At 67.6% G+C, this 13,899-nt stretch carries 11 protein-coding genes; 1 reads left to right on the forward strand and 10 read right to left on the reverse strand.

Going from position 1 to position 13,899, the window contains the following annotated elements:
• Nucleotides 1–21: 21 nt before the first annotated feature.
• Nucleotides 22–1,317: a sorbosone dehydrogenase family protein gene (locus QE444_RS15605; protein ID WP_273862082.1), complete on the reverse strand. Its 1,296-nt coding sequence runs from the start codon at nucleotides 1,315–1,317 to the stop codon at nucleotides 22–24.
• A complete protein-coding gene (locus tag QE444_RS15610; RefSeq protein WP_077172686.1) occupies nucleotides 1,314–1,742 on the reverse strand; it encodes a DUF2231 domain-containing protein in 429 nt (142 codons plus the stop codon). The genes QE444_RS15605 and QE444_RS15610 overlap by 4 nt, the downstream gene beginning before the upstream one ends.
• A gap of 264 nt (nucleotides 1,743–2,006) precedes the next feature.
• Here QE444_RS15610 and QE444_RS15615 point away from each other — a divergent pair, with 264 nt between their 5' ends.
• Nucleotides 2,007–3,131 carry an MFS transporter gene (locus tag QE444_RS15615; RefSeq protein ID WP_133860764.1) on the forward strand — a complete coding sequence of 375 codons (1,125 nt, stop codon included), beginning with the start codon at nucleotides 2,007–2,009 and terminating at the stop codon, nucleotides 3,129–3,131.
• Nucleotides 3,132–3,178: 47 nt separating this feature from the next.
• Here the strand turns inward: QE444_RS15615 and QE444_RS15620 are convergent, their stop codons facing one another.
• The 8 genes from QE444_RS15620 to QE444_RS15655 form a co-directional block, all read right to left on the reverse strand.
• A complete protein-coding gene (locus tag QE444_RS15620; RefSeq protein ID WP_280307659.1) occupies nucleotides 3,179–4,504 on the reverse strand; it encodes a M20/M25/M40 family metallo-hydrolase in 1,326 nt (441 codons plus the stop codon).
• Nucleotides 4,505–4,652: 148 nt separating this feature from the next.
• Nucleotides 4,653–6,734: a 3-hydroxyacyl-CoA dehydrogenase NAD-binding domain-containing protein gene (locus QE444_RS15625; RefSeq protein WP_309739664.1), complete on the reverse strand. Its 2,082-nt coding sequence runs from the start codon at nucleotides 6,732–6,734 to the stop codon at nucleotides 4,653–4,655.
• Nucleotides 6,735–6,752: 18 nt separating this feature from the next.
• Entirely contained in the window at nucleotides 6,753–8,003 is a 1,251-nt protein-coding gene (locus QE444_RS15630; protein WP_309739667.1) for an OprD family porin, read from the reverse strand.
• Between the two features lie 65 nt (nucleotides 8,004–8,068).
• A complete protein-coding gene (locus QE444_RS15635; RefSeq protein ID WP_273862087.1) occupies nucleotides 8,069–9,067 on the reverse strand; it encodes an ABC transporter substrate-binding protein in 999 nt (332 codons plus the stop codon).
• A 42-nt stretch (nucleotides 9,068–9,109) separates the two neighbouring features.
• Entirely contained in the window at nucleotides 9,110–9,877 is a 768-nt protein-coding gene (locus QE444_RS15640; RefSeq protein ID WP_017641233.1) for an ABC transporter permease, read from the reverse strand.
• A 26-nt stretch (nucleotides 9,878–9,903) separates the two neighbouring features.
• Nucleotides 9,904–10,731 carry an ABC transporter ATP-binding protein gene (locus QE444_RS15645; protein WP_280307673.1) on the reverse strand — a complete coding sequence of 276 codons (828 nt, stop codon included), beginning with the start codon at nucleotides 10,729–10,731 and terminating at the stop codon, nucleotides 9,904–9,906.
• Nucleotides 10,732–10,948: 217 nt separating this feature from the next.
• A complete protein-coding gene (locus tag QE444_RS15650) occupies nucleotides 10,949–13,036 on the reverse strand; it encodes an acetate--CoA ligase family protein (protein WP_309739671.1) in 2,088 nt (695 codons plus the stop codon).
• Nucleotides 13,033–13,845 (reverse strand): enoyl-CoA hydratase/isomerase family protein, encoded by an 813-nt coding sequence (locus QE444_RS15655; RefSeq protein WP_273862088.1) that lies wholly within the window; start codon nucleotides 13,843–13,845, stop codon nucleotides 13,033–13,035. The genes QE444_RS15650 and QE444_RS15655 overlap by 4 nt, the downstream gene beginning before the upstream one ends.
• Nucleotides 13,846–13,899 lie beyond the last annotated feature (54 nt).

Below are 13,899 nucleotides of genomic sequence, written 5' to 3' on the forward strand. Positions count from 1 at the left end.
GCAACCGGATCGTCACCCACCTTACTGGGTGCGCGTCACCCGCCAGACGGTATTGGCCAGGTCGTCGGCGATGATCACGCCGCCACGTTGGTCCACCGCCACCCCGACCGGTCGGCCGCGGGTCTTGCCATCGTCGCCAAAGAATCCGGTGGCGAAGTCGATGGGCTCGCCGGCCGGACGGCCCTGCTGGAAGGGCACGAAGACCACGCGGTAGCCCACCGGCTTGTCACGGTTCCAGCTGCCGTGTTCGCCGACGAAGACGCCGTTGATGAACTGACCGCCCACCGCCGCGGTGGCAAAGGTCACGCCCAGGGCGGCGACGTGAGAACCCAGGCTGTAGTCAGGCTTGATGGCCGCGGCCACCTTGGCCGGATTCTGCGGCTGGGCGCGGGTGTCGACGTTCTGCCCCCAGTAGCTGTAGGGCCAGCCATAGAAGCCGCCCTCGCGGATGGAGGTCAGGTAGTCCGGCACCAGGTCCGGGCCGATCTCGTCGCGCTCGTTGGCCACCGCCCACAGCTGGCCGCTGTCGGGCTGGATGGCCAGGGCGGTGGGATTGCGCACCCCGGTGGCATAGCTCTTGTGCGCGCCGCTCTGGGCATCGATCTGCCAGATCACCGCGCGGTCCACCTCGACATCCATGCCGCGCTCGCCGACGTTGCTGTTGGAGCCGATGCCCACATAGAGGTAGCGACCATCGGCGCTCGCGGCGAGGGACTTGGTCCAGTGGTGATTGATCGCCGCCGGCAGATCGACCAGCTTGTCCGGCGCGCCGCTGGCCTGGGTCTGGCCGTCCTGGTAGGGAAAGCTGACCAGGGCGTCCTGGTTGGCCACGTAGATCCGGCCATTGGCGAAGGCCAGGCCATAGGGCGCGTTGAGATTCTCGGCGAACACGGTCTTGAGTTCGTACTTGCCATCGCCGTCGGCATCGCGCAGCAGGGTCAGGCGATTGCCACCCTTCACCTGGGTGTTGCCCTGGGCCTTGATGTAGCCGGCGATGACGTCCTTGGGCTTCAGCTTGGGCGCGTTGCCGCCACGGCCCTCGGCCACCAGGATGTCGCCATTGGGCAGCACCAGCATCTGCCGCGGAATGCGCAGGTCAGTGGCGATGGCGGTGATGGTGTAGCCCTGGGGCACGGTGGGCGTGCGATCGCCCCAGGGGGCCGGCTCGGCGATCTTCATGCTCGGCAGGAGGCCGCGCTGGGGTTCGGGCAGCTTGGGATCGGGTCCGCGCGCCTGGGTGTCGGCACCGCCTTCGTTGCCGCAGGCGGCCAGCAGCACGGCCAGACCAAGGACGCTCAAGGCTCTTGGAGTGCTCATCGAACCACCTCCGAACGCAGATTGGAGAGCGCGATCCAGGCGGCCACCAGGCTCAGCACCGAAACCACCACCGAGAGAATCAGCCCGGCGGGCATCACCGCCCAGGCGTCCTTGGCGTGTTCGAAGGCATTGACCAGCCCCAGTACCCAGGCCAGCAGCAGCAGGAGGAAATAGGCCGCCGGCCGGCGACCGCGGAAGCGCGCGCCGAACAGATTGCCGAGGGCGAACAGCAGGGCCAGCCCGGACAGCAACAGCGCGCCGGCGATCAGCCAGGCGGCAAAGTTGGCCCACTGGATGTGCATCGTCTGGTAGTAGGCGATATCGCTGAGCAGGCCGCCGATGAACAGCGGGACGGAGCCGGCCAGCAGCAGCGCGTGCAGCGGGCCGGGCCGGACAGGGTGGTAATGGTGGGCAGCTACGGTCACTGACGACTCCTTTTCTAGACGGGACGTGGCAGGGCCGGGCAGCCACTGCGCAACGCAAGACGCACTGAAAAGGATTGCGCGCGCCCGGGGTTAGTTCAGCCGCTTCGCCTGGCGGACACCTCTTGCAAAAGAAGAGATAATGACAGTCTCGTTGCAGCCACGGCCTCTGCCAGGCGCCTGTCCGGCAATGCCGCCCGTGCAACCCGCTGTCCAGCTGCCGACCGAAGCGCTGGACGTCACCTCGTCCACAGGAATCTTTCGCGCATGACCTCTTCCCGGTCCGTCGACCAGGCCTCCCGGCGCGCGGCCATCGTCCTCGCCTGCTGCCTGCCCAGCGACGTGCTGCTCTACCTCGTCCTGCCCATGTACGCCCCGGTCTTCGGCATCACCCTGATCGAAGCCGGCATCCTGCTGGCCGCCAACCGGGTGATCCGCATCGTCGGCTATCGCTATGTGGTGCAGCTCTATGCCCGCTGCGGGGATCGGCGCAGCCTGGTGGTGGCCGCCGCGGTGGCCGCGCTCTGCGCTCTGGGCAACGCCAACCTCTCGGGTTTCTGGGCGCTACTGGGACTACGCCTGGCCTGGGGCCTGAGTTTCGCCACCTTCAACCTGTCCACCCAGGTACTGGCCACCGCCGACCCGGCCGGCGCCGCCCGGCGCACCGGCACCTCCCGGGCGCTGATCGCCATCGGCCCCATGCTCGCTCTGTCCGCGGGTGCCTGGCTCACCCTGCAATACGGGCCGCGGGCGGTGCTGCTGCTGAGCAGCGGTCTCTGCCTGATCGGGCTGCTGCTGGCCCTGGGGCTGCCGCGCGCCGGTCACGAATTGCCGGCGCCCGGGCGGCGCCTGCGCTGGCCGGATCGCATCGTCACCTGGTCCTTCATCGAGGGCGTGACCCTGGACGGCCTGTTCATCTTTGGCCTGTCGGCCTTTTCCCAGGCGGTACTGGGCGGCGACGCCGTGCTGGTGGCCGGGTTGCTGATGGCGCTGCGCTATGTGTCCGACATGCTGCTCAGCCCGCTCGGCGGTCGAGCGGCGGATCGCTATGGCGCGGCGCCCATGCTGGTGGTCTGCTCGACGCTGACCGCGCTGTTCCTGATCGCCTTCGGCTTCCACTGGCTGATCCTCGGCGCCGGCGGAGTACTGATCCTGCGCGCCCTGCAGATCCCCCTGGTGGTGACCCTGGTCGCCACCCGCCATCCCGGCCAGGCCCGGCTGCCGGCGCTGGCCTCCAACGCCATGTGGCGCGACGTGGGTGCCAGCGTGGGGCCGCTGCTGGCGGGCGTGCTCATCCCGCTTGTGCCTTCGACCCTGCTGTATCCGCTGTCCGGCCTGGCCATCCTGGTCAGCTCCCTGGCCTGCCTGAAATTGAAACCGGCTGCCGCTTAGCTCTCCGTACCCTGGCGTCCGTTGCGGACGCCAGGGTCTGCCTGCCGCTACTTGCCGTGGGCCTGCAGCACCGGCTCGCTGACGCCCTTGACGCCGACCAGGGTCAGGCTGGTCAGCAGCACGTTCTGCGGCCCCTGGTAGGCATCCACCGGCTTGTACCACTCCGCCAGCGAGTGGGCACTGCCGCCCTCCCCGCCGCCGCTGATGGTCATGGCCGGCACGCCCAGGGACATGGCGGTGTTGGAGTCGGTGCTGCCACCGCTCAAGGTGACCTTGGCGCCGTTGGTCACGGCGGCGATGGAGCGCTGCGCCGTCTGTACCATGGGCGAATCCTCCGCGGTGCCACCGGCCGGACGGTCACCGATCAGCTTGATGTCGACCGAGATCTGATCGGTGTCCCAGCGCTTGTTCTCCTCCTTCACCGCGTCCTGCACCAGGGCCAAGATCTCCTTCTCTTCCGCCAGCAGCGCGGCCTCCTCGTTGGATCTCATGTCCAGGGTCAGGCGCGCTTCGCCGGCGATGGCGTTGACCGAGGTGCCGCCCTGCACCGTGCCCACGGTAAAGGTGGTCTTGGGCTCCTTGGGCGGCCGCACCTCGGCGATCTTGGCGATGGCGCGACCCATGGCGTGGATGGCGCTGGGTCGCCCGAATTCGGCGAAGCTGTGGCCACCCGGGCCCTTGAAGGTCATCTCGTAGCGGTGGCTGCCGGTGCCGCGATTGACGATCCGCCGCACGTCGATGCCGTCCACCGATATGAAGCCGTCGATGCCCTGGCGATCCTTGAACAGGGCCTTCACCCCGCGCAGGTTGCCGAGCTCCTCCTCGCCCACGGTACCGACGAAGATCAGGTCGCCCACGGTCTCGATGCCACTCTTGTTCAGGGCGTCGATCACCGACAGCAGCGCCGCCAGGCCCCGGGCGTCATCGCCGATGCCAGGGCCGTAGGTCTTGCCGTCCTTTTCCTTCAGGGTCAGGTCGGTGCCCTCGGGAAACACCGTATCCAGGTGCGCCGAGACCACCAGCTGCGGACCCTGGCCGCTGCCCTTGCGGGTGGCGATCACATAGCCTTCCGGGGCGATGCTGGCGTCCTTGAGACCCAGCTCCTGGAATCGCTTGAGGTAATAATCGGCGCGCACCTTTTCCTTGAACGGCGGCGCGGGAATCTGGGCGATATGCTTCTGTTCCGTGAAGGTGCGGCCGTCATCGGCGCGCAGCGCGTCCAGCGCCTTGGTGACCCGGGCATCGCCCTGGACGGCAGACAGGGAACCCTCGACGCCCGGCGCGGCGGCCAGGGGCAACGCCAGGGTGGCGGTCGCTGCGGTAAGCACTAGAGCGGAAAAGCGGTTGGCCAAGGCCGAACGAGCAAAAGACATCTGACACTCCCATTGCCTGAATTGGTATTCCGAAGAAGCGCAATCGTCAGACGAATGCGCCCCGCCTGACCCTAGGTGCCCGCGAACGAAAGGTCAAAGAACCGGGCGCTCTCGGATATGCAGCGTCGTTCAGGGTGCTCCTCGCGACTCAGGAGTCCAGAAACCTCCGCCCCTCGGCCGCCAGCTGCCTGAGCCGCGGAGAGATTCGCGTCCCGCGCTTGGCCAGGGCGGCGGACCAGCCTTCCAGGGCGCTGACGATTCGCTCCAGCCCGCACTGGTCGGCGTGGTACAGCAGCCCGCCGCGATAGCGCGGAAAGCCGTAGCCGTGCAGCCAGACCAGATCGATGTCGACCGGCTGTTCGACGATGCCCTCCTCCAGCAGCCAGGCTGCCTCGTTGATCATCACGAACAGGCAGCGTTCGAGGATCTCCGTATCACTGTGGCTGCGCGGGGTGATACCCCGGCGCTGACGGTGGGCGACGAGCAACCCGGCGATCAGGGGATCCGCCTGGCCCTGGCGCTGACCCGGCTCATAGCGGTAGAAGCCGGCGCCGGACTTCTGGCCAAGACGGCCGAGGGCGTGCAGCTGCTCGATCAGGTCGCAGGCCCGCTCGGCAGGGCTGAGGGATTCACCCCGCCCCTGGCGATTGCGCCAGGCGATGTCGATCCCGGCCAGGTCGCGCAGCTCGAAGGGGCCCATGGGAAAGCCGAATTCCCGCAGCACCCGGTCGACCTGTTCGGGGGCGGCGCCCTCTTCCACCAGCAGGGTCGCCTCGCGTTCGCGCACCGCCAGCAGGCGATTGCCGACGAAGCCATGGCAGTTGCCCACCGCCACCGTGGTCTTGCCCAGGCGCTCGCCCAGCTGCAGGGCAGTGGCCAGTACGGCAGGCGCGACCGCGCGGGTGCGAACCACCTCCAGCAGCTTCATCACCTGGGCCGGACTGAAGAAGTGCATGCCGATCACCGCCTCGGGCCGGCCGGTCACCCCGGCGATGGCATCGATGTCGAGATAGGAGGTGTTGGTGGCCAGGATGGCGCCGGGCTTGGCCAGGCGATCGAGCTGACGAAAGACCTCCTGCTTGACCGCCAGATCCTCGAATACCGCCTCGATGATCAGATCGGCGTCGGCTATCGCGTCCAGGGTCGCTTCACAGCGGATCAGGGCGGCGCGTGCGCTGGCCTGATCCGCCGTCAGGCGGCCCTTGGCCAGGGCTCCGGAGAAATAGCCGTCGATAGTGGCGCGGCCCCGTTCCAAGGCCTGGAGCTGGGTATCGATCAGGACGGTGGCCAGGCCGGCGTTGGCCAGGCAGAGGGCGATACCGCTGCCCATCAGCCCCGCGCCGATCACCGCCACCTGCCGCAACGCTACGGGAGGCGCCGCCTTGGCCAGGGCGCGATTACGACCCGCCAGGGCGCGCTCGGCGAAGAACACCTGGCGCAGGGCCCGGGCCTGGGCGGACTCGCGCCGGGCAACGAACAGCTCACGCTCGCGCTGCAGGGCGGCGGACAGCGGCAGCTGCCAGGCACCGCGCAAGGCGTCCAGCGCCAGCACCGGTGCCTCCTGTCCCGGCAACTTGCGCAGCAGCCCGCGGGCCTGGGCCTCGAAGGCGTCGGGGTCGAACGGGGGTACCGTCTGGACCGCCGTCGGCCGTGGCGACAAGGAGGGATGATCACGCAAAAAGCCCTGGGCCAGGGCCAGAGGTTCATCCTCGCCCAGACCATCGATCAGCCCCGCGCCAAGCGCCGCGCTGGCATCCAGGCGCGTGCCGCCCACGATCATGTCCAGCGCCAGGGGCGCGCCAACCAGGCGCGGCAGGCGCTGGGTGCCGCCCGCGCCCGGGATCAAGCCCAGGCTGACTTCCGGCAAGGCGAAGGTGGCAGCGGTCGCCGCGACCCGGTAATGACAGGCCAATGCCAACTCCAGCCCACCGCCCAATACCGTGCCATGCAGCGCGGCGATCACCGGCTTCGGCGAGGCTTCGAGGGCCGCCAGCACCTCCGGCAGATGGGGCTCCTGCAGCGGCAGGTCGAATTCGCGGAGGTCGGCGCCGGCGACGAAGGTCCGCCCGGCGCAGGTGATCACCAGGGTCTGGATCCCGTCATCGGCCAGGGCCTCCTGCAGCCGTGCCAGGAGCCCCGCACGCACCGCGCGGGACAGGGCATTGACCGGTGGATGGTCCAGGGTGATGACGCCCAGGGCGTCGATCCGTTGCAGGGTTACGGTGGTCATATGAGGTCTCCCGAAGGGTCAGAGCAGCGACAGCGGATAGCTGGCGATGACGCGGACGTCATTGGCGTCCCGCGAGAAATCGGAACGGTAGGTGGCGCTGCGCAGACGCAGGTTCAGGCCCTTGAGCGAGCCGCCCTGCAGCACGTATTGCAGCTCCACATCCAGTTCCCGTTCGGCGCCGGACGCGCCTCCGCGCAGTTCGGCCTGGCTGCCGCGTACGAAGCGCGTCATGAAGTTCAGGCCAGGAATACCCAGTCGACCCAGGTCGTAGTCGTAGCGTGCCTGCCAGGAACGCTCATTGGTCTCGGCGAAGTCGCCCACCTGGACGAAGTTGACCAGATAGGGATCGGTGCCATTGACGTAGGGAAAGGCCGTTGAGCCCGACATCTTCTGATAGCCCAGGCCCAGGGAATGGCCGGCGCGCTTGTAGGTACCCAGGGCGCTGAAGGCGCGGTTGTCGATGCGTCCGCCGCGGGCGCTGCCCTCGTCGTCGCTGTCGAACAGCCGCACCTCGGTGAGGAAGACGCCCCAGTCGCCCTTGCGGCGGTCGGTCAGGCCGAGAAAGCGCTGGCGATAGACATCTTCCAGCACGGCGTACTGGGCGCTCACATCGGTGGTGGTGCCGAAGCGGTAGAGGGCGCCGACGACATTGAAATCACCCCCCTCCAGGGAACCGCTGAAACGGCGATTCTTGTTGTTCAGCGAAAGGCCATCGGCCCCGGAGCTGTCGCGATAGACCGTGCGCTGGATGTTGGCGCCGGTCAGGGTCAGACCCTTGATCTCCCTGAATTCGAACTGGCTTCCCTCGAAGGTCTGGGGCAGCAGGCGGCCATTGTTGGTGACCAGGGTCGGCCAGCGCGGTAGCAGGGTGCCGATCCGCAACTCACTCTTGGAGAGACGCGCCTTGAAGGTCGCCCCGGCCTTGGCGTACTCGCCGGGCGCGCGGCCCTCGTCGTCTACCGGCAGCAGACCGGTGCCAGTGCGGCCACGGCCCGAATCGAGCTTCAACCCCAACAGGCCCAGGGCGTCCAGGCCGAAGCCAAGGGTGCCCTGGGTAAAGCCGGATTCGTACTTGAGGATGAAGCCCTGGCCCCACTCCTCGCGCTTGGACTGGCCGCTGCCGTCGCGAAAGTCGCGATTCATGTAGAAGTTGCGCAGCTCCAGGGTGGCCTTGCTGTCTTCGAGGAAGCCGTCGGCATAGGTGAGGGGCGACAGCAGGGCAATACCCAGCCCTGCCGCCAGGATCGGCTTGTCATGATGCCTGTGCATAGGAGGTCTCTACCGAACCCTAGCCGCCCGCGGCGTACCAGGGGGGATGGAAGGAAGCGTGCGGTTCAGCGCACCTGCGTCAGGTAGTCGGCGGCGGTACCGGGGATCTGGGTGTTCTGGATCTGACCCAGGAAGGTAATGGCGCGCTGGACGTCCTCATCGGTGAGATAGGGCGTCGCGGGGAAGGACTTGCGGTTGTTCTTCCAGGCGGCGGCATAGACCTGGTCGTTGACGCCCTCGAAGCGGGTACGTACGGCCTTGGCGGCCTCGTCCGGATGCTGGCTGATCAGCTGGGTGGCGTCGTTGAGCGCGGCAAGAAAGGCCTTGACCGTGTCCGGATGCTCCTGCGACCACTCGCGGCGAGCGCTCAGGGCGATGGAAGGATAGCCGTCCAGGGCCTTTACCTGGCCCTCGGACATGTCCAGCAGGGTGAAGCCCTTCTGCTCGATCACCGCGCTGTCCGACGCTGGCGACGACAGCGCGAAGCCGTCGATGCGGCCCTGGGCGAAGGCGGCCAGCATGGCGCCGCCATTGTTCAGGTACAGCAGGGTGAAATCCTTCTCCGACTGCAGCTTGGCTTCCTGGCCGAGGAAGCGCACCAGGAAGTCGGCGCTGCCGCCAGTACCGCTGACCGCCAGGCGCAGCCCCTTGAAGGCGGCCAGGCGCTGCTCGACGGTGGAGTTGGCGTTCAGCCCCAGGCGGTCGGCCACCTCCTGGCGGATCACCACGTTGCTCGCATACTGGCCGACCATGCGCCCCAGCAGGGTCACGTCGGCGCCCTTCACCTTGGCGTTGATGGCGTTCTGGATGGCGCAGGAACAGAACTCCACCGAGCGGCTGACCAGTCCGGAGGCGGCGGCGCCGCCACCCTTGAACTTGACCAGGCTGACGTCCAGCCCATGCTTCTTGAACAGCCCGGCATCCAGCGCCACGAACAGCGGCATGTGCACGAAGCCTTCGGTACCTATGGCCACCTTGACCGCTTCATCGGCCTGCACGGCGGGGGTAGCGGCCAGCAGCGCGGCACTCAGACCGAGGACGGAAAACAGACGCTTGAACGACATGGCAAAGACCTCTCTTCTTCTTGTATTGGGTAGTGGGAGCATTCAGATCGAGAGTTCGCGGGCGTCCTGTTCCTTCTTCCAGGGCATCAGCGCGGTTTCCAGCTTGCGCACCGCCGCCTGCAGCAGCAGCGCCAGGAAGATGATCGCCAGCAGCGCGGCGAAGACCCCGGCGGTGTCCAGCTGGCCGGCGGCGTCCTGCAGCAGGTAGCCCAGGCCGCGGTTGGCCGCCATGATCTCGCCGACGATGGCGCCGATCAGCGCATAGGGCACCGACAGCTTGAGCCCGGTGAACACCCACTGGATGGCCGAGGGCAGCACCACCTTGCCGATCAGGTGATGTTCCTTGGCGCCCATCAGCCGCAGGATCTCCAACTGCTCGCGCTCCACCGCACGCACGCCGCTGTAGGTGTTGAGGAACACCAGGAAGAACACGATGGTGGCGGTCAGGATGATCTTCATCTCGATGCCGATGCCGAACCACATGATGAACAGCGGCGCCAGGGCCACCTTGGGCAGGCTGTAGATGGAGATCAGGATGGGATCGAGCAGCTTGGCCAGGGTCTCGTTGCGACCCAGCAGCAGGCCGACGCTGATCCCGGCGCAGGCGCCGCAGAAGAAGCCGGCCAGGGTCTCGACGACGGTGATCCAGCCATGGGCGAACAGCCGACCGCTGGCGACCAGCTCGACGAAGCGGCCGCCGATCTCGCTGGGCGAGCTGACGAAGAAGGGATCCACCAGCGGTCCCGAGGCGAACTGCCAGGACAGCAGGATGACGGCAAAGATGGCGACGCGGCCGAGAAAGATGTTCATAGCAGGATTCTCCAGGGGTGGGCCGCTCAGGCGTCTTGGCTCGGGGTGATGAATTCCCAGAGGTCACCGCAGAGCTGGTGGTAACGCGGGTCCTTGCGCAGCTGCAGGATGTTGCGCTCGTCGCCCAGGGGGATGGTCACGTCGCGCACGATGGTGCCGGGACGGCCGGAGAAGATCAGGCAGCGATCGCCCAGGGCCACCGCCTCGTCCAGGTCATGGGTAACGAACAGCACGGTCTTCTTGAGTTGGCGACTGAGCTTGAACAGCTCGGTCTGCATGCGCATGCGCAGCTGGGCATCGAGCGCCGCGAAGGGCTCGTCCATCAGCAGGGTCTCGGGATCGTAGGCCAGCAGCCGGGCCAGCGCGGCGCGCTTGCGCATGCCCCCGGAAAGCTGGCTCGGGTAGGCCTTTTCGTGGCCTTCCAGGCCGACCAGGGCCACCAGCTCGCGGATGCGTGCCTGGCGTTCGGCCTTGCCCACGCCGCGGATCTCCAAGGGCACGGCGATGTTGCCGACTACGTCGCGCCAGGGCAGCAGGTGATCGCTCTGGGTCATGTAGCCGGTGCGGCCGTTGATGCCCTTGACTGGCTGGCCGCTGTAGAGCACCTGGCCTTCGGTGGGGGCGAACAGGCCGGCCACCATGTTGAGCAGGGTCGACTTGCCGCAACCGGAAGGACCGACGATGGTCACCACCTGGCCCTGCTGGATGTCGACGTTGATGCTGTGGGAAGCCTGTTTCGCCACGCCCTTGACGGTAAAGGCCTTGGCGACGTTGCGAAAGGAAATCACGGTGGGCGCCGGGGCGATGCTGCCGATCGGCTCGCGAGGGCTGGCGTTCTTCAGTACGGCGGACATGGCGTTACTCCCGGTTCGAGGACGTGGCGTCGGGTTCAGGACTCATGAACGACGCGACGGCGTCTGACGGTAGGGATGCACACCATGGGCGATTGATCTGGAAGCTGTTCATAGTGACCTACTTATTGTTATGAGTCAGAAATGAAGCGTTCTTGGATTATGCAAGGGTGAACCTGAGCGGCAATGGTGCTATTCCACCCTGTGGAACAGCACCGCTTCAGCTCAGCACGGTGAGCCCATCGAGGGCGACCACGCCCTGCCCTTGCGGCCTGACCAGCAGCGGATTGATCTCGGCTTCCTGCAGGCGCTCGCCCAGGCGCAGGGCCATGTCGGAGAACGCCACGATGCAGTGCGCCGCCGCCTCGACGTCGGCCCTGGGTCGGCCGCGATAGCCGTCCAGCAAGGGATAGGTACGCAATTCAGCGAGCATTTCCCGGGCATCCTCCAGGGTCACCGGCAGCAGGCGCAGCGTGGTGTCCTGGAACAGTTCGGCGGTCACGCCACCCATGCCTAGCAGCAGCGCCGGGCCCAGTTGCGGATCACGGGTGAAGCCGAGGATCAGCTCCTCGCCGCCGCTGACCATTTCCTGCACCAGGAAGGCCTCGGGATCGAAGCCGACCTGGGTGGTCACCTCGTCGCGCATCCGCTCCAGACGTGCACCGATCCCCTCGGGTCGCTGCCGCAGGGCCACGCCGCCCACCTCGCTCTTGTGCGGGATGCGCGCCGAGAGCACCTTGAGTACCACCTCGCCGCCCAGTTCGCGGGCCGCCGCCTCGGCCTGACGCGCATCGCCCACTACCCGCTCGCGGGTCACCGGAATGCCGAAGGTTTCGTAGAGCTGCTTGCTGCGCGCCTCGTCCAGCGGGCCGGGTTGCAGGTCCGCCAGAGCCACCGACTCGGCCAAGGGAGCGGCGCCGAGCTGCCCCGGCCGCTGCCTTGCATAGCTGCCTTGCAAGGCCAGCGCCTTGAGCGCTCCGGCACAACTTTCGGGGGCGCTGAAGGCCACCCCGCCCGAACCGTTGATGCGCTGCGCCGCCGCCGGCGCATGGGGGCTGATATAGGCCAGCACCGGCTTAGTCGAATGGGCCAGGCTGTCGCGGATGGCATCGGCCATCAGGTGCGGCTGGGCCACCCCGGAGGAACCCACCACGCTGATCACCGCGTCATAGTCGGGGCTGTCCAGCAGGATGCTGATGGCGCCACGCATCACCTCCGGTTGCAGACCCGCCAGGGTCAGGTCGATGGGATTGCGGTCGAGCACCGCCTGGTCGCCGACGTCCAGGGCGCGCAGTCGCGCCGCCGTCTCCGCGCCGGGCGGCGGGGTCTGGAAGCCGTTGACGCCCAGGTTGTCGGCGATCAGGGTACCGGCGCCACCGGTGGAGGTCAGGATGGCTACCCGGGTGCCCTGCATGACCCGGCCACTGGCCAGGGCGAAGGGAATGTCCAGCAGGTCGGCGAAGGTCTCGGCGCGGATCACCCCGAGCTGGCGGAAATAGGCCGAATAGAGATCGTCGGAGCCAGCCAGGGCGCCGGTATGGGAGGCCGCGGCGCTGGCGCCGGCTTCCGAACGGCCGACCTTGAACACTACCACCGGCTTGCCGGCGGCGCGGGCCCGGCCCACGGCGCGGGTGAACCTGGCGGTGTCGCGCAGCCCTTCGAGGTAGAGGGCGATCACCGCGGTGGCCGGATCGCCGGCCAGATGGTCGACGAAGTCGGCGACGTCCAGATCCACCTCGTTGCTGGTGGAGATCAGCTTGGAAAAGCCGATGCCGGCCGCCACGCCGCGAGAGAGCAAGGCACCGAGGATGCCGCCGCTCTGGGAGACCAGGGCCACCCTGCCCGGCAGCAGGGCGTCCATGTCCAGGGCGCCACTGGCGGACAGGGTGATGCGCTCGCTGACGTTGACCAGGCCGATGGTATTGGGGCCGAGGATACGCATGCCGCCGCGCGCGGCCTGGAGTTCCGCCTGGCGGCGGATGCCGCTCTCCCCGGTTTCGCCATAGCCGCCGGCCAGCACGATGGCCGCCGCACAGCCCAGCGCCGCCAGTTCGGCCACCGCCTGATTGGCACGTTCGGCACCCAGCAGGATGACAGCCACGTCCGGCACCTCGGGCAACTCGGCGATAGAGGGATAGCAGCGCAGGCCGTCGATCTCCTCGTAGCGCGGATTGACCGGATAGAGGCGTCCCTGGAAGCCATGCTTGCGCAGGAAGGCGATGGGCCGGCCGGAGGTCTTGCGGGCGTCGCCCGAGGCGCCGATGACGGCGACGCTGGCCGGACTGAGCAGACGGTCGAGGGCGCTCATCGTTGGCCACCATTGCTCTTGCGCTCCAGGAAGGCGGCGACCGACTCCTGGTGTTCGCTTGAGGTGTAGCAGATGCCCTGGGCCTGGCTGCCCATGGCCGAGATCTGGCCCTGGGTCAGTTCGAAGGTATTGTTGAGGATCGACTTGCTCAGCCCCAGCGCCGTGGCGGAACCGGCGGACAGTTGCAGCGCCCAGTCCTGGGCCGCTGGCAGCAGCGCATCGTGGGGCACCACCCGGTCGATCATGTTGATGCGCTCGGCTTCGCCCGGCGCGACGGTGCGACCGGTGAAGATCAGCTCCTTGGCCCGGCTCAGGCCGACCCGCCGTGGCAGGAAGTAGAGGCCACCACCGTCGGGGATGAGGCCGCGGGCGATGTAGCTCATGGCGAAGGAAGCCTGCTCGGACGCGATGATGAAGTCGCAGCTCAGCGCCATGTCGCAGCCCAGCCCGGTAGCGGCGCCGTTGACCGCGGCGATGGTCGGCTTGGGCAGGTTGTGCAGCAGCGAAACGGCATGGTGAACCCGTTGCTGGCGCTTCCAGCCGTTGAAGGCCATCGAACCGGCCGGCGCACTCATGCGCGCCTGCATGCCCTTGATGTCGCCGCCGGCGCAAAAGCCCTTGCCGGTACCGGTCAGGATCAGCGCCTTGATCGCGCTGTCGGCGGCGATGCGCTCCAGGTGCTCGATCAGCAGGGTGCGCATGTCGTCGCTGATGGCATTGCGCGCTTCGGGGCGGTTGAGCGTCAGGGTGGCGATGCCCTGGGTCACCGTCAGCTCGATGGGGGTCGAGGATTCGGGAGCTGTCGTCATGGGAGGCCTCTCTTATTCTTGGGTTGATTGGCTGCCCGGATCTGCGCCAGGCTT

Origin of the sequence: Pseudomonas sp. SORGH_AS_0199 (assembly GCF_031453735.1) — a bacterium.
Lineage (GTDB): Bacteria > Pseudomonadota > Gammaproteobacteria > Pseudomonadales > Pseudomonadaceae > Chryseomonas > Chryseomonas aestiva.

Bases quoted from the DNA above. Each gene is read 5' to 3' on its own strand.
- QE444_RS15605 (WP_273862082.1), bottom strand. From the start codon at position 1,317: ATGAGCACTCCAAGAGCCTTGAGCGTCCTTGGTCTGGCCGTGCTGCTG.
- QE444_RS15615 (WP_133860764.1), top strand. From the start codon at position 2,007: ATGACCTCTTCCCGGTCCGTCGACCAGGCCTCCCGGCGCGCGGCCATC.
- QE444_RS15620 (WP_280307659.1), bottom strand. From the start codon at position 4,504: ATGTCTTTTGCTCGTTCGGCCTTGGCCAACCGCTTTTCCGCTCTAGTG.
- QE444_RS15625 (WP_309739664.1), bottom strand. From the start codon at position 6,734: ATGACCACCGTAACCCTGCAACGGATCGACGCCCTGGGCGTCATCACC.
- QE444_RS15630 (WP_309739667.1), bottom strand. From the start codon at position 8,003: ATGCACAGGCATCATGACAAGCCGATCCTGGCGGCAGGGCTGGGTATT.
- QE444_RS15635 (WP_273862087.1), bottom strand. From the start codon at position 9,067: ATGTCGTTCAAGCGTCTGTTTTCCGTCCTCGGTCTGAGTGCCGCGCTG.
- QE444_RS15640 (WP_017641233.1), bottom strand. From the start codon at position 9,877: ATGAACATCTTTCTCGGCCGCGTCGCCATCTTTGCCGTCATCCTGCTG.
- QE444_RS15645 (WP_280307673.1), bottom strand. From the start codon at position 10,731: ATGTCCGCCGTACTGAAGAACGCCAGCCCTCGCGAGCCGATCGGCAGC.
- QE444_RS15650 (WP_309739671.1), bottom strand. From the start codon at position 13,036: ATGAGCGCCCTCGACCGTCTGCTCAGTCCGGCCAGCGTCGCCGTCATC.
- QE444_RS15655 (WP_273862088.1), bottom strand. From the start codon at position 13,845: ATGACGACAGCTCCCGAATCCTCGACCCCCATCGAGCTGACGGTGACC.